At 59.5% G+C, this 20,033-nt stretch carries 21 protein-coding genes; 14 read left to right on the top strand and 7 right to left on the bottom strand.

Features of this window, described 5'->3' with window-relative positions; translation table 11 throughout:
• Nucleotides 1–34: 34 nt before the first annotated feature.
• The 5 genes from IEX36_RS03905 to IEX36_RS03925 are packed head-to-tail and all read left to right on the top strand — an operon-like array spanning nt 35 to nt 4,522.
• Entirely contained in the window at nt 35–1,330 is a 1,296-nt protein-coding gene (locus tag IEX36_RS03905) for a peptidase associated/transthyretin-like domain-containing protein (RefSeq protein WP_229668692.1), read from the top strand.
• Between the two features lie 17 nt (nt 1,331–1,347).
• Nucleotides 1,348–2,202: a zinc metalloprotease HtpX gene (locus IEX36_RS03910; protein ID WP_188757994.1), complete on the top strand. Its 855-nt coding sequence runs from the start codon at nt 1,348–1,350 to the stop codon at nt 2,200–2,202.
• Nucleotide 2,203: 1 nt separating this feature from the next.
• Nucleotides 2,204–2,719 carry a DUF4149 domain-containing protein gene (locus IEX36_RS03915; protein WP_188757995.1) on the top strand — a complete coding sequence of 172 codons (516 nt, stop codon included), beginning with the start codon at nt 2,204–2,206 and terminating at the stop codon, nt 2,717–2,719.
• A complete protein-coding gene (gene ychF, locus IEX36_RS03920) occupies nt 2,716–3,801 on the top strand; it encodes a redox-regulated ATPase YchF (protein ID WP_188757996.1) in 1,086 nt (361 codons plus the stop codon). The genes IEX36_RS03915 and ychF overlap by 4 nt, the downstream gene beginning before the upstream one ends.
• A gap of 4 nt (nt 3,802–3,805) precedes the next feature.
• Nucleotides 3,806–4,522, top strand: a complete 717-nt coding sequence (locus IEX36_RS03925) for a ZIP family metal transporter (protein WP_188757997.1) — start codon at nt 3,806–3,808, stop codon at nt 4,520–4,522.
• A 393-nt stretch (nt 4,523–4,915) separates the two neighbouring features.
• Here the strand turns inward: IEX36_RS03925 and IEX36_RS03930 are convergent, their stop codons facing one another.
• Nucleotides 4,916–5,599, bottom strand: a complete 684-nt coding sequence (locus IEX36_RS03930; RefSeq protein ID WP_188757998.1) for an RNA polymerase sigma factor — start codon at nt 5,597–5,599, stop codon at nt 4,916–4,918.
• Between the two features lie 291 nt (nt 5,600–5,890).
• Between IEX36_RS03930 and IEX36_RS03935 the strand changes: the two genes are divergently transcribed.
• Together IEX36_RS03935 and IEX36_RS03940 are read left to right on the top strand one after the other, a co-directional pair.
• Nucleotides 5,891–6,313 carry a hypothetical protein gene (locus tag IEX36_RS03935; protein ID WP_188757999.1) on the top strand — a complete coding sequence of 141 codons (423 nt, stop codon included), beginning with the start codon at nt 5,891–5,893 and terminating at the stop codon, nt 6,311–6,313.
• A gap of 249 nt (nt 6,314–6,562) precedes the next feature.
• Nucleotides 6,563–6,904 carry a hypothetical protein gene (locus tag IEX36_RS03940; RefSeq protein ID WP_188758000.1) on the top strand — a complete coding sequence of 114 codons (342 nt, stop codon included), beginning with the start codon at nt 6,563–6,565 and terminating at the stop codon, nt 6,902–6,904.
• 70 nt (nt 6,905–6,974) lie between these two features.
• Here the strand turns inward: IEX36_RS03940 and IEX36_RS17615 are convergent, their stop codons facing one another.
• The 3 genes from IEX36_RS17615 to IEX36_RS03955 are packed head-to-tail and all read right to left on the bottom strand — an operon-like array spanning nt 6,975 to nt 10,094.
• Entirely contained in the window at nt 6,975–9,131 is a 2,157-nt protein-coding gene (locus tag IEX36_RS17615; protein ID WP_268235526.1) for an NHL domain-containing protein, read from the bottom strand.
• Nucleotides 9,132–9,182: 51 nt separating this feature from the next.
• Entirely contained in the window at nt 9,183–9,674 is a 492-nt protein-coding gene (locus IEX36_RS03950; RefSeq protein ID WP_188758001.1) for a cupin domain-containing protein, read from the bottom strand.
• Nucleotides 9,675–9,707: 33 nt separating this feature from the next.
• Nucleotides 9,708–10,094, bottom strand: coding sequence for a cupin domain-containing protein (locus tag IEX36_RS03955; RefSeq protein WP_188758002.1), 387 nt, complete (start codon nt 10,092–10,094; stop codon nt 9,708–9,710).
• A gap of 48 nt (nt 10,095–10,142) precedes the next feature.
• On the opposite strand from IEX36_RS03955, the gene IEX36_RS03960 reads away from it, so the two are divergent.
• From IEX36_RS03960 to IEX36_RS03975, 4 genes are all read left to right on the top strand, one after another.
• Complete coding sequence (locus tag IEX36_RS03960) at nt 10,143–10,988, top strand: TatD family hydrolase (protein WP_188758003.1); 846 nt, start codon at nt 10,143–10,145, stop codon at nt 10,986–10,988.
• A 69-nt stretch (nt 10,989–11,057) separates the two neighbouring features.
• A complete protein-coding gene (locus tag IEX36_RS03965; RefSeq protein WP_188758004.1) occupies nt 11,058–11,558 on the top strand; it encodes a YajQ family cyclic di-GMP-binding protein in 501 nt (166 codons plus the stop codon).
• A 51-nt stretch (nt 11,559–11,609) separates the two neighbouring features.
• The gene (locus tag IEX36_RS03970; protein ID WP_188758005.1) at nt 11,610–12,599 is read left to right on the top strand and encodes a polyprenyl synthetase family protein; all 990 of its coding nucleotides are present in this window, start codon (nt 11,610–11,612) and stop codon (nt 12,597–12,599) included.
• A gap of 15 nt (nt 12,600–12,614) precedes the next feature.
• Entirely contained in the window at nt 12,615–13,133 is a 519-nt protein-coding gene (locus IEX36_RS03975) for a L,D-transpeptidase family protein (RefSeq protein ID WP_188758006.1), read from the top strand.
• A 23-nt stretch (nt 13,134–13,156) separates the two neighbouring features.
• On the opposite strand, the gene IEX36_RS03980 is transcribed toward IEX36_RS03975, so the two are convergent.
• The 3 genes from IEX36_RS03980 to IEX36_RS03990 all read right to left on the bottom strand — a co-directional run bounded on the left by IEX36_RS03980 (nt 13,157) and on the right by IEX36_RS03990 (nt 16,072).
• Nucleotides 13,157–13,786: an ATPase gene (locus IEX36_RS03980; RefSeq protein ID WP_188758007.1), complete on the bottom strand. Its 630-nt coding sequence runs from the start codon at nt 13,784–13,786 to the stop codon at nt 13,157–13,159.
• Nucleotides 13,787–13,904: 118 nt separating this feature from the next.
• A complete protein-coding gene (xseB, locus tag IEX36_RS03985; protein WP_188758008.1) occupies nt 13,905–14,153 on the bottom strand; it encodes an exodeoxyribonuclease VII small subunit in 249 nt (82 codons plus the stop codon).
• The gene (locus tag IEX36_RS03990) at nt 14,153–16,072 is read right to left on the bottom strand and encodes a bifunctional homocysteine S-methyltransferase/methylenetetrahydrofolate reductase (protein ID WP_188758009.1); all 1,920 of its coding nucleotides are present in this window, start codon (nt 16,070–16,072) and stop codon (nt 14,153–14,155) included. The genes xseB and IEX36_RS03990 overlap by 1 nt, the downstream gene beginning before the upstream one ends.
• Nucleotides 16,073–16,270: 198 nt before the next feature.
• Between IEX36_RS03990 and IEX36_RS03995 the strand changes: the two genes are divergently transcribed.
• From IEX36_RS03995 to IEX36_RS04005, 3 genes are all read left to right on the top strand, one after another.
• Nucleotides 16,271–17,788 carry a hypothetical protein gene (locus IEX36_RS03995; RefSeq protein WP_229668693.1) on the top strand — a complete coding sequence of 506 codons (1,518 nt, stop codon included), beginning with the start codon at nt 16,271–16,273 and terminating at the stop codon, nt 17,786–17,788.
• 268 nt (nt 17,789–18,056) lie between these two features.
• Nucleotides 18,057–18,986 (top strand): ferritin-like domain-containing protein, encoded by a 930-nt coding sequence (locus IEX36_RS04000; RefSeq protein ID WP_188758011.1) that lies wholly within the window; start codon nt 18,057–18,059, stop codon nt 18,984–18,986.
• Between the two features lie 12 nt (nt 18,987–18,998).
• Complete coding sequence (locus IEX36_RS04005) at nt 18,999–19,991, top strand: ferritin-like domain-containing protein (RefSeq protein WP_188758012.1); 993 nt, start codon at nt 18,999–19,001, stop codon at nt 19,989–19,991.
• Nucleotides 19,992–20,033 lie beyond the last annotated feature (42 nt).

The following is a 20,033-nucleotide window of genomic DNA, read 5'->3' on the forward strand; positions in this document are numbered from 1 at the left end:
ATAGTCCTAGCCTCATTTGACGTAAACTTAATCCGTGATCCTTTCCTTTTCAAACCTCCGTCGCACTGCTGGTATTGCTGCGCTCATCGCGGCTCTTTCGACCTTTGCCTTCGCTGACTCCATTACTGGAACTGTCACGAACAAGACCACGAATAAGCCAGCTGCAGGCGACGATGTGGTGCTGATTCGTCTCTCCCAAGGTATGCAGGAGACAACGCGCACCAAGACTGACTCACACGGACGCTTCTCGCTCGACGTTCCCGACGCGCAGGGCATTCATCTAGTGCGCGTCACGCACGATAAGGCTACGTACTTCCGTCCCGCGCCTCCAGGAACTCAGTCGGTCGAGATTGATGTCTACGATGCTGCCGCTAAGGTTGAGGGTGTCGCCAGCGAAGCAGATGTGATGCGCATCCAGACCGACGAGAGCGGCAAGTCTTTAAACATCGTCGAAAATTTCTTCGTCAAGAATGACTCAAACCCACCGCGCACACAGTTCAGCGATAGGTCGTTCGAGTTCTATCTGCCGGATGGCGCAGTCGTCGAAGGTTCCGCCGCGCTCGCGCCAGGAAGCATGCCAGTCAAAGCTTCTCCTATTCCGGTTCCCGGCGAACCAAATCATTACGCGTTCATCTTCCCTCTTCGCCCCGGGGAGACGCGTTTCCAGGTCACATACAGAATTCCTTACTCCGGCAGCTTCAAGTTCTCTCCTCGCGTCATGATGCCAACCGATACGCTCGCCATCATGATGCCAAAGAGCATGTCGTTCTCCGCTGGAGCTTCCGCACCTTATGCCGCAGTCACCGAGGAGACAACGGCTCAAACCTACGTTGCAAGGAGCGTCGTTCCATCTCAGACTCTTGATTTCACCGTAGGCGGTAGCGGTCAGTTGCCCCGTGATGACGAACAAGCCGCTTCAGCCGGCAACGCTCAGTCTTCCGGAGACAACTCCGCCGCAGCCGATACGCGGCCCGGCGGCGGCCTTGGCAATCCAATTGACCCGCAGGGTAAGGATGATCCCTGGGCGAAGTACAAGTGGTGGATCCTCGGCCTGCTTGGACTGACAATGGCAGTTGGCGCGGGTGTCATGCTGAAAAACGGACCTCAACCTATTGCTGCAGGGGGAGCAGTCGCAGGCGCGGGGCAGGATACGCTACTGGCCGCAATGAAGGAGGAACTCTTCTCACTCGAAACCGACAGGCTGCAGGGACGCTTAAGCGACGCCGAGTATATCGAGCAGAAGAATGCTTTGGAGACGGTCCTCAAGCGCGCTCTTTCCCGAAGCGAACGTCCCGCCGAAGCGTCTAATACTGCTGAGCCGTACGTGTAGGCGGCAAGGGGAACGACATGAACACCTTCAAATCGACGTTGCTGCTTGTGCTGCTGACACTCTTCCTGATCTTCGTAGGAGGCTTCATCGGCGGGCGAAACGGGATGGTGCTGGCGTTTCTGCTCTCCGTCGTCTTCAACTTCGGCACGTACTTCTACTCCGATAAGCTCGCGCTCAGGATGTACAACGCGCAGCCGGTCACGCGCGAACAGTTGCCACGCGCCTATGCGGCAGTCGAGCGCCTGACTGCGAAGCAGGGCCTGCCGATGCCGAAGATCTACGTGCTGCCCACCGAATCGCCCAACGCGTTTGCCACGGGTCGCAACCCGCAACACGCTTCGGTCGCCGTCACGCATGGCATTCTTGAATTGCTCAACGATGAGGAGCTCGAAGGCGTGCTGGCGCACGAGCTTGGCCATGTGCGCAACCGCGACATCCTAACCAGTTCCATCGCCGCCACGCTCGCCGGCGCAATCACGCTGATTGCGCGCATGGGCTACTGGGCTGCGCTGTTTGGCGGTTATGGCGGAGGCGACAGCCGCGATCGCCGTGGTGGCGGACTTGGGGCTTTGTTAATGCTTATCCTTGCGCCGATTGCCGCTACGCTGATTCAGCTCGCCGTTTCGCGTGCGCGGGAGTACGAAGCCGATGCGACTGGCGCGCACGTAACCGGCAATCCTTACGCGTTGGCGAGCGCGCTGCAGAAACTCGACAACTACTCGAAGCGTATTCCCATGCAGGCATCGCCCACGACCGCGCACCTGTTCATTGTTGCGCCTCTACTGGGCAGCGGCGGCTTCGCCAATCTTTTTTCCACCCATCCTCCCATCAAAGAGCGCATCCACCGTCTGATTGGAAGGGACTTCGCCTGAGATGCAGACCTTTCTTCGGGCCGTGCGGCTGCTGATCATGGTCCTGTGGGTTGGTGGACTCTGCTTCTTCGCGTTTGTGGTCGCTCCTGTTGCCTTTAGCCGCCTTCCCAGTGCGCATGAGGCCGGTCTTGTCGTCGGCGGAACGCTGCGGATACTCCATTGGATCGGCCTGATTGGCGGACTTGTATTCTGCCTTGCCAATGTGTGGCTGTGGTTCCGTGCCGAAGTTCCTGCGCGGCTCGGCTTTGCTATTCAGTTTGTTCTTGTAGGCATGATGCTGATCGTTACAGCCTATTCGCAGTTCAGCATCCTTCCGCAGATGGATCGCGATCAACAGATTGCTGGTGGCATTATCGAGGCGGCTCCGCTCGATAATGCCGGACGCATTGACTTCGAGCGGCTCCATCCCTGGTCAGAGCGTTTAGAGGGATTCGTCCTGTTATGCGGCATCGGCGTCGTGCTGGTACTGTCGCGTGAGTCGCAGTGGCCCGAGACGGGTAAAATCAAAACTATATGAAAACAGGAATCATCGGCCTGCCGCAGGTGGGCAAGACCTCCCTCTTTAAGATTCTGACCAAGGCGAACATCGAAGACCGCGGGTATTCGAACCCGCGTGAAGCTCACATCGGCATTGCCAAGGTTCCCGATGACCGGCTGGACAAGCTGGCCGTCCAGGCGAAGACGCGCAAGACGGTTTATGCCAGCGTTGAGTACGCGGACCTCGCGGCGATTGGCGAAGAAGCCCTGAAGGAAACCTCGTTTCTTACCAACCTGCGCAATGTGGACGCAATCATCCACGTGCTGCGCGCCTTCGAGAACGACACGATCCCGCACGTCGGGCCAATCGACCCGCTGCGCGACATTGGCAACGTCGAGATCGACATGATCGTCTCGGACCTCGGACAGATTGAGAAGCGGATCGAGCGTGTTCAGAAGGACATGAAGAAGGCGAAGACTCCTGAGACTGAGAAGGAGCTTGCTCTGCTGCTGCGCTGCAAGGCACAGACTGAGGCAGAGAAGCCGCTGCGTGAGATGGAGTTGACTGCGGACGAGAAGAAGATGATTCGTGGCTTCATGTTTCTTTCACAGAAGCCCATTCTCTACGTGCTGAACATCTCTGAGAGTACGACGCTCGGTGCGGACGTTGAGGATGCGGTGGCGAAGTACGGACTGACCGAGATTGCCTCGCGGCCCAGCTCGGGTGCGACGGCGATCTGCGGCAAGGTTGAGGCAGAGCTTGCCGAGATGGAGGATGCGGACGCAGCTGAGTTTCTTGAAGGGTACGGGCTGACGGAGAGCGGTCTGCGGCGGCTGATCAGGAAGAGCTTCGAGTTGCTCGGGCTTGCGACGTTCTTCACGGTCGGCGAGGTGGAATGCCGCGCGTGGACGATTCCGGCGAACTGCCGGGCGCAGGAGGCGGCTGGGGCGATCCACTCGGATCTGGAGAAACACTTCATTCGGGCGGAGACGATCCACTGGGACACGCTGCTGGCGGCGGGCTCCGAGGCGGCGGCACGGGCGCAGGGGACGCTGCGGCTGGAGGGCAAGGATTACCTGGTGAAGGATGGCGATGTTCTGAACATCCGCCATAGCGGGTAGCGGCGTGTCTTCGCTCTGGCTGAGTCTCGTTCTGGGGTTGGTGGCTGGGTCGGCGGATTACCTGGGTGGGTTTCTGCTGGTCCGGCGGTCGCCTTCGGCGCGGGCGTTGCGGTACTTCGTCGCGCTGGGCGCTGGGTTCATGCTGGCGGCGGCGGTGCTGGAGATGGTGCCGGAGGGCATGCAGGTCGGCGGGCGGTGGGCGGCGTTGCTGATTTTGCTCGGGTACTGTGGGGTGCATCTGCTGGAGCACACGCTGGTGCCTCACTTCCACTTCGGGGAGGAGACGCACCACCACGCCGTGTCGGCGAAGACGAGTTACTCGGTGCTGCTGGGGCTGGCGACCCACACCTTCTTTGATGGGGTGGCGATCGGGTCGGGGTTTGCGCTCTCGACGTGGCTGGGGTGGGTGCTCTTCTTCGCGGTCTTCCTCCACAAGTTTCCGGAGGGGTTCACGATGGCGTCGGTGATGCTGGCGGGGGGGCGGGGGAAGGCGGCGGCGTTGAACTCGGCGTTGTTTCTGGGGGCGATGACGGTGCTGGGGGTGTTGGCGATCAGCCTGCACCCGGCGTGGGTGCGGTTGGGGTTGCCGCTGTCGGCGGGGGTGACGATCTACGTCGCGGCGACGGACCTGGTGCCGGAGGTGAACCGGGAGCCGGGGATTCGGATGGCCCTGGTCTTCTTTGCTGGGGTGGTGGTTTTCTTTCTGCTGCGGCTGCTGTAGGTACCCCCCTCCCCCTACTTTAAGTCCTAAAGTCTTCGATTCAGGTTGGTTAAGTCTGGACTTCTGCTGTTGAGCACCGGGTTTCTCCACAGTTTTGCGTCTCGATCACCGCTCTTTATTGAATTCATATCTTGATTTTAATGAATTGAATAAAACTCAAATGACAAAGTTCAAGTAGTTTATTTGGGTTTGTTTGTATAGATTTGCGGGCGATAGTGAAAGTCAGGGGGCTTGACATGAGAAATTGGGCCGAAAAGCTTTGGTTGCTGGTTGGGCGATGTGAAAAGCGTCCTAAAGGCGTGCCTTCGGCAGAGCGGTAACGCCTGCGGCGTGGGGTTTGATTGACACGCGTAAACGCGTGTCCTTCCGTTGCGGAAATTTGTAGCGCTCCGCTCAGATACTGTCTCGTTCTCCGATCTTTGCGAAGACCTGTTCGACGACGCGGTCGCAGCGAGCGCCCATGAAGGGGAAGGCTTGCTTTGCTCTGGCTCCGACGCGGTCGAAGAGCCATTCGCGCATCATGCCGCGGGCGCGGTGCAGGCGGACCTTGACGTTCTCCTCGGTGAGGTCGAGCGCGGCGGCGGTGTCGGCGGTGCTCAGCTCCTCGATGTCGCGGAGCATGACCACGGTTCGATATTGCTCGGGAAGATCGAGGACGGCCTCTTCGAGGAAATGGTTCATCTCGGCGACGGATGCGCTTCGCTCCGGGTCAGGCGCGGTATCGGCTACATGCATGGGACCATCTCCATTCCGGTCATCGTCTTCGAGTTGCTGGTTGCGGTTGCGCAAGCGCAGCCGGGCCAGGGCTTCATTGACGGCGATGCGGGTGAGCCAGGTGGCAAACGGCGCGGCGCCTGAGTACTGGCTGAGGTGCTGGTAGGCGCGGACGTAGGCGTCCTGCATGACGTCTTCCGCCTCGCCGTCGTTGCGGAGAATGGAGCGCGCGACGCGGTAGAGCCGCTGGTTGTAGCGGCGCATGATGACCTCGTAGAGCGCGACCTCGCCCGCCTTTACGCGCTCGATGACCTCAAGGTCGGTCCAGCCTTCGCATTTTGCCTTTTCGAGAATTCCGATCATTGGGATATTTGTATAGAGTGAGGGCGGCGGGAAAGGTTACGTACGAAGAAAGAAAAGAATAGGCACGGCGAAAACGAAATAGCCTCAGCCGATGAGGAAAAGAAGGACAATTTTCGCATACAGCGAGATCTATGAGTCGGGCCTTCAGCCCTCTGTTGATTAGACAGCCGAATACCTGGGGCTTGCGCCCCAGGCTGGTATGTGACGCGCCTTTGGCGCTTGTTGGTTTGCCTCTTGTAACCAATTCTGCGCTCGCTGCTCTTTCAGGTAGACGAACAAGAGGAGCATGCGATGAAGGGTTTTGACAAGCATCTGAACAGCGCGTGGTGGGCGCTGAAGATTGGGCTGGGTGTGGGCCCGATCATCACAGGTATCGATAAGTACTTTGACAAACTTGCCGACTGGGGAATGTACTTGAGTCCGCTGGCTACGAAGGTTGTGCCGGTCGGCGCAACGACGTTCATGCACGTTGTTGGCATCGTCGAAATCGTGGCTGGGATCGTCGTGTTGAGCCGCTGGACTAAAATTGGCGGCTTCATCGTGATGCTGTGGCTGCTGGGCATTGCGGCCAACCTGCTGACGACCGGGATGTTTACCGATCTGGCGATGCGCGATGTTGAAATTGCCATTGGGGCGTTTGCGTTATCGCAGTTGTCTGCCGTGCGGGACCGTCAGGTTGTGGCGGCGTTGGATTCGAATATTGCGGCGGCCTGATTCAGAAGGAGCTAAAAAGTGGCTGCATCGACAAAAGACCGTACCTCAGGGGCTAAAGCCCATTTGAATTTGTGGCATTTGCGGCACGGCTGAAGCCGTGCCCTTAAGCAAGACAGAGTTTTTCAGCCAAACATCTTCTGCCGTGCCTTTAAGCACGACGAAGTTTTCAGGCAAATATTTTCAGCTGTGTCTTTAAGCAAGGCGGAGTTTTTCAGCTTTTACTAAAGCGAAGTTTAAGGAGGAAACACCATGAAGAAAGTTGTTTCGATGCTCGTTCTGCTGGGAGTGGGGGCGCTGCCTGCTCTCGCCGCCAGTGCCAACTATCAGGATGCGTCACTGCTGGACGTGAGCTGTTCCAGGAAGGCGGCAGCGAATGCGGATGCGCATACGCGGTCGTGCGCGCTGGGATGCGCCAAGAGCGGCTACGGCATTCTGACCACCGATGGCCACTTCCTGAAGTTCGATGCCAAGGGCAATAAGGAGGTCCTGGCAGAACTGAAGGCTTCCAATAAGACAGACCACCTTCGCGTGAATGTAAGCGGCGAGCTGCATGGAGACACGCTGGCGGTCTCTTCGGTCGAACTGCAGTAGATTTTCCTCTCCCAGGTTGCCGTGCGCCGGTCCTTCTCCTTGATGTGAGGAAGGGACCGGCCGTATGGTTTTAATTCGCTTGCTGGATGAGCAGGGTGACGGTGGTGGAGTGCGCAAGGGTGGTTCCGGTGGGGGTGGTGGCGGTGCCGGTGACGGTGATGGTGTAGGGCGTGGCGGTGGGGGTGTTCTCGCCGGTGGTGTTAGTGCGTGCACCGCAGCCGGTCAGGAAAAGAGCCGGGAACAGCAGGAGCAGAAAGATTCCGGCGTCACGGACAATCCTATGAAGCGGGCCTTCAGCCCTCTGTTTATCTAATGTGTCGTCTACCTGGGGTTTCCTGCCCCAGCGAGCAAGCTCGCCGGAGGAAACCCCAGGCTGGTATGAGGCGCGCCTTTGGCGCTTGTTGGCTGTGGCGTTGCTGCCTTTTGAATATCCCTCTTGACGGTTGCGAAGTTTGAAACCAAACAGTGTGAGAGGAAAGGCCAGAAAGGCAAGCACCGCAGATGAGCTTCGCCTGTCCGTTTGAAGTGCGTTGGTGGTTTTGGCGGCGATGGTGAGGGTGACGGTGCCGCTGGCGGTTCCGGGGGGAAGGTAGGACGGGTTGAACGATGCGGCGTAGAGGCTGGGCACGCCGCTGGCTGAGAGCGTGATGGGGCTGGAGAGCGCTGTGCCTTCGGTCTGGAGCGTGAAGGTGAAGCTGGCTGAGGTGCCGGGGAGCAGGGTTTGGGTGGTTGCGGCTTTGGCGGCGAGGGTGAAGTCGGCGCCTCCGGTGGTGGTGCCCGATACGGTGTTGACCGCTATGGTGGCGGGTGACGAGGTGGACCTGGCGAAGTTTGTGTCTCCGCTGTAGGAGGCGGTGATGGTGTTGGCGCCGGAGGCGAGGGCTGTGGTCGAGTAGCTGATCTGGCCGCTGGGCGGCAGTGGAATTGTCGCGAGGGCGACCGCGTTGTCGTAGAGGGTGACTGTGCCGGTGGGAGTGCCGGTGGTGGTGGCGACGCTGGCCGTGATGGTGATGGGTTGGCCTGCGGTGATGGATGTGGACGACGCCGTGAGTGCGACGATTGCCGGTGCGGGAGTGTTGGTTGGGCCTGTTGGGGTGGTGGCTCCCGGGCCTGCGATGGTTTGGATGATGGGTGGGTTGGCGGAGTTGAGCTGGCGGATGCGCTGGTTGGCTGCGTCGGCGAAGGTGGCGAGGCCGGAGGGTGAGATGGCGGCGGCGCGGGGACTGTCGAGTGTGGCGCTGGTGGCGGCGCTGCCGTCGCCGGAGAAGCCCTGCGTGCCGCTGCCTGCGATGGTGGTGATCTGGCCGGTGGTGGCGTTGACTTTGCGGACGCTCTGAGCGGTGACGTCAGTGAGGTAGAGGTTGCCGGTGGCGTCGGTCGCGATGCCGCGCGGGAGCCGGAGTGTGGCTGCGGTTGCGGGGCCGCTGTCGCCTGAGTTCCCTGCTGTGCCTGTGCCGGCGATGGTGGTGATGATGCCGGTGGTGGCGATGACCTCGCGGATGCGGTGGTTGTGCGTGTCGGCGATGTAGAGGTTGCCGGTAGTGTCGATGGCGAGGCCTTGGGGTGAGTCGAGCTCGGCTGCGGTGGCAGGGCCGTTGTCTCCGCTGTAGCCTTCGGTGCCTGTGCCTGCGATGGTGGTGATGATGCCGGTTGCCGCGTTGATTTCGCGGATGCGGTGGTTGTGCGTGTCGGCGATGTAGAGGTTGCCGGATGCGTCGATGGCGAGTGCGGTGGGGAGATCGAGTTCGGCTGCGGTGGCGGGGCCGCTGTCGCCTGAGTTCCCTGCTGTGCCTGTGCCGGCGATGGTGGTGATGTTGCCGTTTGCGGCTTTGACTTCGCGGATGCGGTGGTTGTGCGTGTCGGCGATGTAGATGTTGCCGGATGCGTCGATGGCGAGGCCTTGCGGTGAGTCGAGCTCGGCGGCGGTTGCGGGGCCGCTGTCTCCGGCGAATCCTTGTACGCCTGTGCCGGCGATGGTGGTGATGTTGCCGGAGGGGTCGAGTTTGCGGATGTCGTGGCGGGAGGCTTCGGCGATGTAGAGGTTGCCGCTGGAGTCGTAGGCGATGGCGGAGGGCAGCAGGAGTGGGGCTGCCGCCTGGGCTGCGAGTGGGGTGGTGAGCATGAGGGCGAGCGCCCATCGGAGAACGAGCGGGAGGCGTGGGGTGGGTATGGTGGGCGTAGTGCTCTGCGGACCCATGCGTGGTTGCAGTTTAGCAGGGTCGCCCACCTGTGCCTTGAATCAAATGTCCTGGCGCCACGGTGGAAATGCAAGAAGCAATTACTTTGCGGGAGCGGCTTTCACGGGCATGGCTCCGGTTTCGCGGCCGATGGCGATGACGAAGTAGTTGGCGTTTTCGTCGCCTACGTTGAGGAGGCCGTGCAGTTGGTTCGATGCTGCGAAGAGGACTCCGCCGGGGCCGACGCGCTGCTTTTTGCCGTCCATGTTGAACTCGACGAGGCCTTCGCGGATCATCATGAACTCGGAGTGGCGATGGCGGTGGGGTGGGTGCGGCATCTTGCCTGGAGGCAGAGTGGTCTCGTGCACTTCGACGTGCTCGCCGGTGGCGAGGACACCTTGAATGACGGCGCGGCTGGCTCCTCCGTTGGAGGACTGGTGGACGGGGAGGCTGTTGTAGTCGAAGGCTTCGGATTCGGAGAGAATTTTTTCTCCGGGCGCGTGCGGGGTGTAAACCTGTGCGTCGGCCACGGCGCCGAGTGCGGCGAAGGCGGTGATGGCGGCGAGGAAGTCGCGGCGGTCGATGTTTTTCATGGCGGCAATGTTATCGGATGCGCGGGAGAATGGCTACTTCTGTATGTCTCCGCCGATGGCTACGACGACGTAGCGGGCGGGGGTGCCGCCTACGTTGCGGACTTGATGATTGGTTCCGTAGGCGACGTAGAGGAGGCCGCCGGGGCCAACGCGCTCGACTTTGTTGTCGTGGTGGAATTCGAGTGTGCCTTCGATGACGGCGATGAGTTCGGAGTGGTGGATGATGTGTGCGGGATTCGGTGGTGCGCCAGCGGGCTGCACGGATTCGTGCACTCGGACGGACTCGCCGGTGGGGAGTTTGCCGTGGATGATGTCCCAGCTCTGGCCGCCGTTGGGGAGTTTGCGGACGGGTGCGTCTTCGGGACGGAAGATGCGGGATTGATCGAGCTGCGATTCGGTGCGGGGCGTGGGGTCGGCCATGCGGCTATCCTATAGCTGATTCGTTTCAAACGCATCGGTTGGAGGATTATGCCGCTGGTAGATTCGCACGCGCATCTGGATTTTTATGACAACGACCGCGATGAGGTGATGCAGCGGGCCTTCGATGCCGGGGTTCGCACGATTCTGGCGATTGGGATTGGTGAGGGGCCGGAGACGATGCATCAAGCGCTGGAGATGGCGCGTGCGGACCACGGTGCGGAACGGCCGAAGGTTTTTGCCAGCGTTGGGATTCATCCGCAGGAGGCGGCGAAGGCTTCGGGCGAGGCTTTGGCGAAGCTGGCGGAGCTGGCAGCAGATGAGCGGTGCGTCGCGGTGGGGGAGATTGGGCTGGATTATTACCACGTCGAAAATCCTCTGCCTGCGGTACAGAAAGAGGCGTTTGTGGCGCAGATGCGGATTGCTGCCGAAGTACGGAAGCCGATTCTGATTCATTTGCGGACGAGCGAGTTGGCGACTCCGCAGGCGAAGGAGAGGTTTGGCGCGGCGGATGCCTGGGCGGATCTGCTGGAGCTGGTTGCTGAGCACTGGACGCCGCTCGGACTGGGCGGGATCATGCACTGCTTTTCGGGTGGCGTGGAGGAGATGCGGCGGTCGGTGGAGGCTGGGTTTTATATTTCGTTCGCTGGCAATGTGACGTATCCGAAGGCCGTGGGGATTCGTGAGGCAGCGGTGGTGGCTCCGGCGGAGCGTGTGCTGGTGGAGACGGACGCGCCGTTTCTGGCGCCGATTCCGCTGCGTGGGCAGAGGAATGAACCGGCATTTGTGGCGCATACGGCGGCAGCCCTGGCGGAGCTTAGAGGCATCTCAGTTGAGAAGCTGGAGGAGTTGACGACAGGGAACTTTGAGCGACTCTTCCCTGCTGCACGCGTGTAACTGCCGCTGAGGCTGGCATAATAGGATTCGCGGATTTGGATTAACGATTTTTTACCAAGGGGGCATGGGATGGCTTCGGATAATAGCTTTGATGTAGTGAGCAAGGTGGAGCTTCAGGAAGTAAAGAACGCGATTGACCAGGCGTCGAAGGAGCTGCATACGCGGTTCGACCTGAAGGACTCAAAGTCGAAGATCGAGCTTGAGGGGACAGATGCGATTCAGTTGGCGTCGGCCAGCGAGTACACGCTGAAGGCGGTGACGGAGATTCTTTCGCAGAAGCTGGTCAAGCGCGGGGTTTCCTTGAAGAACCTGGAGTACGAGAAGATTGAGCCTGCAGCGAACTCGAGCGTGCGACAGAAGATCAAGCTGGTCCAGGGGATTCCGAGCGAGAAGGCCAAGCAGATTGTGGCGCTGGTGAAGGAGTCGAAGAAGAAGGCGCAGGCGAGCATTCAGGGCGATACTGTGCGGATTGTGAGCAAGGACCGCGATGTGTTGCAGGAGATTATGGCGATGCTGCGCGGTAAGGACTTCGGCGTGGATTTGCAGTTTACGAACTATCGGTCGAACTGACGGCTGAATGCGGACGAAAAATTTTCTGTCAACCTGATACATTCAAAGTAGATGGATGCTATCTCCATTGCGACTGCGGGTGAGGTATTCGACCTTCTCCGCGACGATCTTGCCGCTATCGAGCAGGAGTTCGCGCGGCAGTCGGCATCGAACGTTGCCGTCATTACGGATATTGCGCAGTACCTGATTGCGGGCGGGGGCAAGAGGATTCGTCCGCTGCTGCTGCTGCTTTCAGCGAAGGCGCTGGGTTCGACGAGCCACAGCCGCATTCGGCTGGGCGCGGTGGTGGAGATGCTGCACACGGCGACGCTGGTTCACGACGACATTATCGACGAGGCAGACACGCGGCGCGGGCGGCCTTCTTCGAATACGACGTGGGGCAACTCGAAGTGCGTGCTGGCGGGCGACTGGCTGTATATGCAGGCGTTCTCGGCGGCGCTGGAAGAGCGGAATTTTCATGTGCTCGACCTGCTGATCTCGCTGACGCAGCAGATGGTCGAGGGCGAGCTGCTACAGATTGAGAAGCTTGGGCACCTGATCAATGAGGAAGAGTACTTCGACCTGATCTTCCGCAAGACGGCTTGTTTGTTCAAGGTTTCGATGCAGCTTGGCGCAGCGGTCACTCATGCGACGGATGAGGTTGAGGCGCAGCTTGGGGAGTATGGGCGCAACCTGGGGCTCGCGTTTCAGATTGTCGATGACGTGCTCGACCTGACGGCAACGGAAGAGGTGCTGGGTAAGCCGGTGGCCAGCGATCTGCGCGAAGGCAAGGCTACGCTGGCTGTGATTCATGCGCTGGAGCGTGGGACTGGGGCTGATCGTGAGGCGATTCGCACTGTGCTGGCTGACCGGAGTTTTCAGCAGGTGACGCATCCGCAGATTCTCGAGATTCTGAAGCGGCATGGATCGATTGAGTACGCGATGGATACCGCTTGTGCGTATGCGGAGGCTGCGCGCCAGAGTGTCGCGGATTTGCCGGAGACCGAGGCCAAGCGGGCGCTCTTGTGGGTGCCGGGGTTTGTAACCTCGCGGGACCGGTAAGCTTAACAATTACTTATGCGAAGACGCTTCGCCACCAGCGGAATTCTGCTATTCATCTTTTTAGCTATTACTGGTTGCAAATCCACCCCTGCCACGTTGCCGCCAAATACGCATATAGACGAAATTCTCGTTATCAAGTCGCAGCACACACTCGCCCTAATGTCGAATGGGATAGCTGTGAAGACATATCGGGTTGCGCTTGGCAGAGGAAGCGGCGCGGCAAAGGAGCGAGAAGGTGATCACGAAACCCCTGAGGGTTTTTACACCATAGACAGCAGGAATCCTCACAGTAACTTCCACCTTGCTCTTCATATCTCTTATCCCAATGCCGCAGATAAAACGCGCGCAAGAATTGCAGACGTTCGACCTGGCGGCGACATCATGATTCACGGAATCAAGAATGGTTTGGGCTGGCTTGGTCCATTGCAACGTGAGGTTGACTGGACAGACGGGTGCATCGCAGTCACCGATCCGGAGATTGAGGAGATATGGAGGCTGGTTCCGGATGGAACGTCGATTGAGATTCGCCACTAACTCTGAAGCCAACCAGACTGCTCTTAGCCGCGCAGAAACATGGCCCATTTCGGAAGTGGCTCTACAGGAAGCATCTTCATCCCCATTAGCTTGATTCCCACAATCCGATGTCCAGCGTCGGTTGAGTTGTCAAAAAAAACACACTCATCCGCAAGCTCAGTTGCAGGTTTAAGGTTTTTGAAACTTCGAGGATATCTGCGAAGCTGATCTTCAAGCGGAACATCATGGCCACCCATCAGAACTCTCATCCGGATTCGTTCGATGTTAATTTCAACGCTTTCGGTTCCGATATAGAAAAGCCTTGTTCTGTATCCCAACTCGTGGGCTCGCTCGAGCATACGCAAATAGGTAGCACCTGAAAGCGTCGTTTCTACTGAAAAGCTCACCCTGCCCGCCAAGAAGGCTTCAGCTGAGCGAATAACTTTCCTGCCAGCTTCCATATCGCTGAGTTCAATATTGGACTCGGCCTGGAGATCGACTGCTATTGCATCGGGATCGAGGACCGCAGACTGCTGGAAAAACGCTTTGGCCCAGCGGGTAAGAGTGCTCTTCCCGCATCCATTTGGACCAGCAATGACAGCGAAGACCGGGGGACTCAAGAGGCTTTGGCTACTTGCTTTTCCTTCTTCTCGTCTTCGAGCTTCCGCTGCCACAGCCGCTCAATTTCGACTCCTCGGCGGGCTGCTTCTGCAATCTTTTCAGCGAGTTTTGCGAAATCCTTTGCCATGGCCAAATCTTACTCCCGTCCTCAGGCTCCTTCAAGGTGTGATGCTAGTCCTCGTCTTCAGCGGTCTCATTCGACTCGTCGATATCGAAGTCTGCGGTTTTGACTGCTCCGTTTCCGCGGTTGATAAGGATTTGGATTTTGCCTTCGGCAGCTTCGAGCTCTTTTTTGCAGTCGTCGGAGAGTTTGACGCCTTCTTCGAAGAGCTTCACGGATTCGTCGAGTGAGAGGTCGCCGCGTTCCAGTCTTTCGACCACCTGTTCGAGAGCGGTTAGCTTGTCTTCAAATCCTGCCATTAGGCCACCTCTACGGTCAGGCCGAGGACGTCGGCGGCTGCGGAGTATTTGCCGAAGGGGGCACTGACCTGGACGCCCTGCACGACCGGGCGGACTTCGGCGAGCATCTCCTGCGCGATTTTGATGCCTTCGGCTTTGGCTGCTTCGGGCGAGGTCACGGCGGCCATGCGGGCCATGATCTCTTCGGGCATGCTGACGCGCAGGTCGTTCTTCATGAACTCGGCGTTGCGCAGGCTGGTGAGCGGCCAGATGCCGGCGATGACCGGGATGCGGAAGCCTTCGATGCGCTTGAGGAACTCTTCGAGCAGCTTGAGGTCGAAGACGGGTTGCGTGATGGCGTACTCTGCGCCCGCTTCAACTTTGTAGGCGAAGCGGCGGATCTCCTGCTCGATGTCGGGCACGCCGGGGTTGGCTGCGACGGCTACCGTGAAGCCGGTGGATGCGCCGATGGAGTTTTTGCCGATGTCGAGGCCGTGGTTGAGATTGCGCACGATGTTGACGAGGCCGATGGCGTCGACGTCGAAGACCGCCGTGGCGTCGGGATAGTTGCCGAGCTTGGGCGGGTCGCCGGTGAGGCAGAGGATGTTTTTGAGGCCGATGGAGGACGCGCCGAGCAGGTCGCTCTGGATGCTGAGCACGTTGCGGTCGCGGCAGGTGTAGTGGAGGATGGTCTCGATGCCGACGTGCTGCTGGATCTGCACGCAGAGGCTTTGCGCGCTCATGCGGGCGCTGGCGCGGGGCGAGTCGGGGACGTTAATGGCGTCGACGCCGAGCTTGTGCAGGTAGGCTGCGCCGTCGATCTCTTTGGTGCAATCGATGCCTTTTGGCGGGACGATCTCGACCATGGAGACGAACTCGCCTGCGGCGACCATTGCGCCGATCTTTGAGCGCTGCGCGAGTGGCGCTGGCTCGATCTTGCTTTCGATCTTCTGCGGCGTGCCGGTGGCGACAGCGTGTTCGACGGCCCGCGCGCCGGTCTCCATCGCGTCCATGGCGCGGAGAGAGCTCTTCATGGCGCGGGTGTAGCTGGGCGTGGTGCCGCAGCAGCCGCCGACGATGCTTGCGCCTGCTTTCACTAGCTTGCGGGCGAAGCTTGCCATGTACTCGGGCGAGCTCATGTAGATGGTGCGGCCTTCGACGGCTCGCGGGATGCCTGCGTTCGGCATAGCGGCGAGCGGGAGGTCGGTGACGGGGCGCATGCGCTCGATGACGCTGAGGACGGTGGCGGGACCGGCGCTGCAGTTGCAGCCGAGGGCGTCGACGCCCCAGTCGGTGAGCTTGGTGGCGGCGGTTTCGGCGGAGGAGCCGTCGAGGCAGTTGCCGTCTTCGTCGACTGTGACCATGACGATGACGGGCACGTCGGGGGCTTCGCTGCGCGCGGCGAGGATGGCCTGCTCGACTTCGGCGAGCGAAGTCATGGTCTCGATGATGAGCAGGTCGGCGCCGACGCCGGGACCGCCTTCGACGAGCGCGCGGATTTGTTCGGAGAAGGCTTCGCGGGCTTCGTCGAGCGAGAGCTTGCCGAGGGGCTCGACGCGGACGCCGAGCGGGCCGATGGACCCGGCGACGAAGGCTTCGGCGGCCTGCTTGTCGCGGAGCTGGTTGACGGCCTCGCGCGCGAGCTTGACGCCGGCGACGTTGATGGCGCGGACTTTGTCCTGGAGGCCGTGGTGCTCGAGGCGGAAGACGTTTGCGCCGAAGGTGTTGGTCTCGATGATCTCGGCGCCAGCCTGGAGGTATTCGGCATGGATGGCGCGAACGGTATCGGGTTGCGAGAGGTTCAGTTCGTCGTAACTGCGGTTAATGAACACGCCGCGCGCGTAGAGCATGGTGCCCATGGCGCCGTCTGCGAGCACGGTGCGGCCCGTGAATAATCTGGCCACTCCCTGTGCGCCCGCGTCTTTCAGTACATCGGTCATCATCGTCTCCACCCGCGTTTCGCTATGCCAAGGATGCGGCCTGGGAAGCGGGTTCTCTCCATCCTAAGCTACTGCGCCAAGCTGCTCCAAACTAGCGGTTTGCGCGCCCGCGAAGGCCCTCTGCTTTGTTATACTCAGAGCAAGCCAAGGCTCTCAAAAACAGCACGCGCCATGCGCTCAGGTTGGAGTCCGTTACCTTTGAAGAACCGTAGTCTCTTTGCCAAGTCTCTCCGCGCCCAGATCTTCTCCGGGCTCCTGATCGCCATCGCGGCTGTAGGGCTGAGTTCCTGCCACAGCGCGGCTTACTATTACTACAAGTTTCCGCAGTACACGTTTGCCGACCGTCCGATTCCGCCGAGCAAGCTGGCGCAGCGCGTCATGGTCGCCGTGACCAATGCGGGCATCGGTTCGCTGCCGATTCTGGACGGAAAGCGTGACATTCGTAGCAACGTCGAAAACACCATCACGTCGTTCCAGATCTCGGGCGGCGTGGGCGGCTATCCAGATTTGATTCTCAACTACCCGGCCGAGGTTCATGGCTACGTATATTCGAGCGTCAAGGGCGATATCTCGGTGGTCGATTACAGCAAGGAGACGGCCTCGGCTGCGCCAGCTACGTTTGCTGCGCCATCCACATCGCTCGCTATACCGCCTTCGGGAGCGCACTTTTACTCGGCCGAGCAGTCGACTGGCATCCTGGGCATCTATGACGCGACCGATGGCAAGGCATACGCCCTGGACATTCCTAATGTCTACCGCGTTGCCGTGAATACGGGCGACACCGTGATTCTGGCGATGGTGGCAAACTCGAATAATGTTTATCGCGTTTTCCAACTGAACGATAACCAGTACACGACCGCGGCTGCTGCTATTCAGGCAACTGGCGCAGTAGATTGCGAGCCGCTGAATAGTCCCGTTTACTGCGCGGTGCAGGTGCCGGGAAACTTCGACCGGCCTACTGCTGCTTACTTCTCGCTGGATGGAAGTACGGCATACATTCTGAACTGTGGGCCGGAGTGCGGCGGCTCGACGGCGAGCGTGAGCTTCCTGCAGGTGGCTCCGCTGTACTACTACAACATTCCGACTTCACCGGTGCCACCGACTTCGCCGGTGATTTCGAACGTGCCTGTGCCGGGCGGCGCGACTGTTGGGTTATCTGATGGAACGACGCTGTATGTCGCCGGGCAACAACTGATGCCGGATGGCCTGTTCGCGGGACAGCTTACGACGATCAACCTGGCCAATGCGGTCACGAGTCCTTCGACTGCGGTGACGGGACAGTATTCGATCTCGGACGGGCACCACTCGAAGCTGCTCTTCGCCGATGACAATACGCTGTGGATTGGTTCGCAGTTCTGCGCTACGGGCGAGCGCCAGAAGCTGGCTGTCGCGGGGAACACGACTCAGGCTGCCAACTACAACTGCCTTACTCGCTTCGATCTCGGAGCCAAAACTGTGCAGATCGTTCCCACAATCACTCCGAATGGCCCCACGACGGTTCCCTATCCCAATACGAACCAGAACCTCTACTACTACGGCGACCTGACCGGCTTGTGCTGGGTGCAGGGCTTCCACAAGGTGTACACGGCCTACGGTGGACAGGTCCATGCATTCAATACTGTCGATGGCTCGGAGATCAACAACCAGTACATCACCGTACAGGGCACGGCGCTGGACGTGGCGTATCTGGATGCGATTGCGGATACGGACAATTAGAAACACCCAAGCGTTATCCAGGGTCATCTGGAGACAGGTGGAGAACGGCGGCCCGGAACTCACGGGCCGCCTTCGCGTCAGACCATTCGTTTTGACATGCTGGAAATTTTCCTGACGAGAGTGCTGTAAAGCTGAATACTTTCGCAGGAAAGTTTCGGCATACGAAATCTGTTCACACTTCTTTGAACTTCTAAAATCCAATCACCTCTTCCGTGCGTTCTTCCGATGTAAGGGCACGATCAAGCCTGCATCAAGAAGAGGTACATCCGTGACGATTGATGGTTTGGTTCAAAAGGCACTCACGCGCCGCAAGTTTTTGGCGAGTGCGGGAACTGCAACTGCGGCTCTTGCCATAACGGGATGCAGCGGCAGCAGCAGTTCGAGTACAGGTGGAAGCAGCGGGGGCACAACTCCACAGGACATTCCTGATAACGACGTTTTGAATTTTGCATTGAACCTCGAATATCTCGAAGCAGAGTTCTATCTCTACGCCACAACAGGCAAAGGGCTTTCCTCTACCGACGCGCTGAGTGGAGCAGGCACGACGACGGTGCCATCGGGCATTGCGGCGGTGCAGTTGAACGCCACGATGGCCTCCTATGCCAATGAGATTGCGCAGGATGAGCTGGACCATGTGCGGCTGCTGCAATCGGCGATTACGGCAAATGGCGGGACACCTGTTGCGCGTCCGAATCTTGACCTGACGTTTTTCGGCCCGCTTGCGGTGGCAGCGACGATCACTTCGACTCCAACGTTCAATCCGTTTGCGGACCCGAACTCATTCCTGATTGGCGCATTCATCTTTGAGGATGTGGGTGTGACTGCGTACTCGGGTGCAGCACCGCTGATTTCAAACACGTCGATCCTTAGCGCCGCGGCCGGGATTCAAGCGGTAGAGGCCTATCACGCGGCGGAGATCCGCACGCTGCTGGTTGCGCAGGCGAGCATCAACAATAGCCAGACCTACGTGAATATTGCCAACAAGGTTTCGGCGCTGCGCGGCACGCTGGGCGGCGGCAATGAGACCATGCTCAGCTCATCAAGCATTGTCGCAGCCAACTCGAATGCGATCGCCTATGCGCGCAGTACCGATGAAGTACTGCACATTGTCTATGGCACGGGCGGCGGAGCAGGCGTGAGCAAGGGCGGCTTCTTCCCCAACGGACTTAACGGCAAGATCACCGCAACCGCATCCTAACGGGAGACAGTCATGGCTACAGTTGAAACTCAGATTCTGGACGAAGTAATTGTCAACAGCCGCAGAAAGATGATGACGCTCGGCGGCGCTGCGCTGGCTGCGATGCTTCTTGGCGACACACCGCAGGCGCAGGCGCAGAGCACCGTAACCGACACGGACATTTTGAACTTCGCCCTCAACCTCGAATATCTGGAGGCGCAGTTCTACACGCTGGCTGCGTACGGCGTCACTATCGATAAGCTGCCAACGCCGATTCCGGTCAGCGTCAACGGAGGCACCGCCGGCACGGTGACGCTGAAGCCGAGCTTCTCCAAGGTGCCCTTCGGTGTTCCGCTGATTCAGTCGTACGCGACGGAGACGGCGATTGAAGAGGGGAAACACGTCAGCTTCCTGCAGACAGCGCTGGGCACGAGCGCGGTTTCGATGCCCAACATCGACCTGTATAACTCGTTCAATGCGCTGGCGAACGCAGCCGGTGTCGGATCGTCCTTCGATCCGTTTGCCAGTGACGATGCGTTTCTCGTCGGGGCGTACATCTTCGAGGATGTGGGCGTTTCGGCGTATCACGGCGCGGCTGGATTGATCTCCGACAAAAAGAACATTCTGCCGGCGGCCGTTGGCATTCACGCGGTGGAGGCATACCATGCGGGCCTGATTCGCACGAGCATCAGCGGCATCGACGCCGCGAATGGAAACAACAATCTGAGCACACTGACGCAGAAGATTTCGGCTGCACGGTCGATGCTTGCCAATCCCTCCGGCGCATCGAGCACCACGTTCGCAGGGACGAAGGCTGACGATATCGGACTGACTACCGTGATGGTCGCGCTGAACGGAAGCTCGGCCACCTACAGCTCGGCGACGATCGTTGACTGCGATGCGAATGCGACAGGGTGGAGCCGCACGACATCGCAGGTGCTCGCGATTGTGACGGGCACGCAGCCTACGGCCAGTACGCACCAGGGAGTGTTCTTCCCAAGCGGGTTGAACGGCACGATCAAGTAGCTCAACGTCACGTTCACTCAAGCGCGCTGCATGTCTTATTCG

This window comes from Edaphobacter acidisoli, from assembly GCF_014642855.1.
Lineage (GTDB): Bacteria > Acidobacteriota > Terriglobia > Terriglobales > Acidobacteriaceae > Edaphobacter > Edaphobacter acidisoli.

Coding starts and splice junctions, on each gene's coding strand:
- IEX36_RS03910 (WP_188757994.1), top strand. CDS start 1,348: ATGAACACCTTCAAATCGACGTTGCTGCTTGTGCTGCTGACACTCTTC.
- IEX36_RS03915 (WP_188757995.1), top strand. CDS start 2,204: ATGCAGACCTTTCTTCGGGCCGTGCGGCTGCTGATCATGGTCCTGTGG.
- ychF (WP_188757996.1), top strand. CDS start 2,716: ATGAAAACAGGAATCATCGGCCTGCCGCAGGTGGGCAAGACCTCCCTC.
- IEX36_RS03930 (WP_188757998.1), bottom strand. CDS start 5,599: ATGATCGGAATTCTCGAAAAGGCAAAATGCGAAGGCTGGACCGACCTT.
- IEX36_RS03935 (WP_188757999.1), top strand. CDS start 5,891: ATGAAGGGTTTTGACAAGCATCTGAACAGCGCGTGGTGGGCGCTGAAG.
- IEX36_RS03940 (WP_188758000.1), top strand. CDS start 6,563: ATGAAGAAAGTTGTTTCGATGCTCGTTCTGCTGGGAGTGGGGGCGCTG.
- IEX36_RS03950 (WP_188758001.1), bottom strand. CDS start 9,674: ATGAAAAACATCGACCGCCGCGACTTCCTCGCCGCCATCACCGCCTTC.
- IEX36_RS03955 (WP_188758002.1), bottom strand. CDS start 10,094: ATGGCCGACCCCACGCCCCGCACCGAATCGCAGCTCGATCAATCCCGC.
- IEX36_RS03960 (WP_188758003.1), top strand. CDS start 10,143: ATGCCGCTGGTAGATTCGCACGCGCATCTGGATTTTTATGACAACGAC.
- IEX36_RS03965 (WP_188758004.1), top strand. CDS start 11,058: ATGGCTTCGGATAATAGCTTTGATGTAGTGAGCAAGGTGGAGCTTCAG.
- IEX36_RS03970 (WP_188758005.1), top strand. CDS start 11,610: ATGGATGCTATCTCCATTGCGACTGCGGGTGAGGTATTCGACCTTCTC.
- IEX36_RS03975 (WP_188758006.1), top strand. CDS start 12,615: ATGCGAAGACGCTTCGCCACCAGCGGAATTCTGCTATTCATCTTTTTA.
- xseB (WP_188758008.1), bottom strand. CDS start 14,153: ATGGCAGGATTTGAAGACAAGCTAACCGCTCTCGAACAGGTGGTCGAA.
- IEX36_RS03990 (WP_188758009.1), bottom strand. CDS start 16,072: ATGACCGATGTACTGAAAGACGCGGGCGCACAGGGAGTGGCCAGATTA.
- IEX36_RS04005 (WP_188758012.1), top strand. CDS start 18,999: ATGGCTACAGTTGAAACTCAGATTCTGGACGAAGTAATTGTCAACAGC.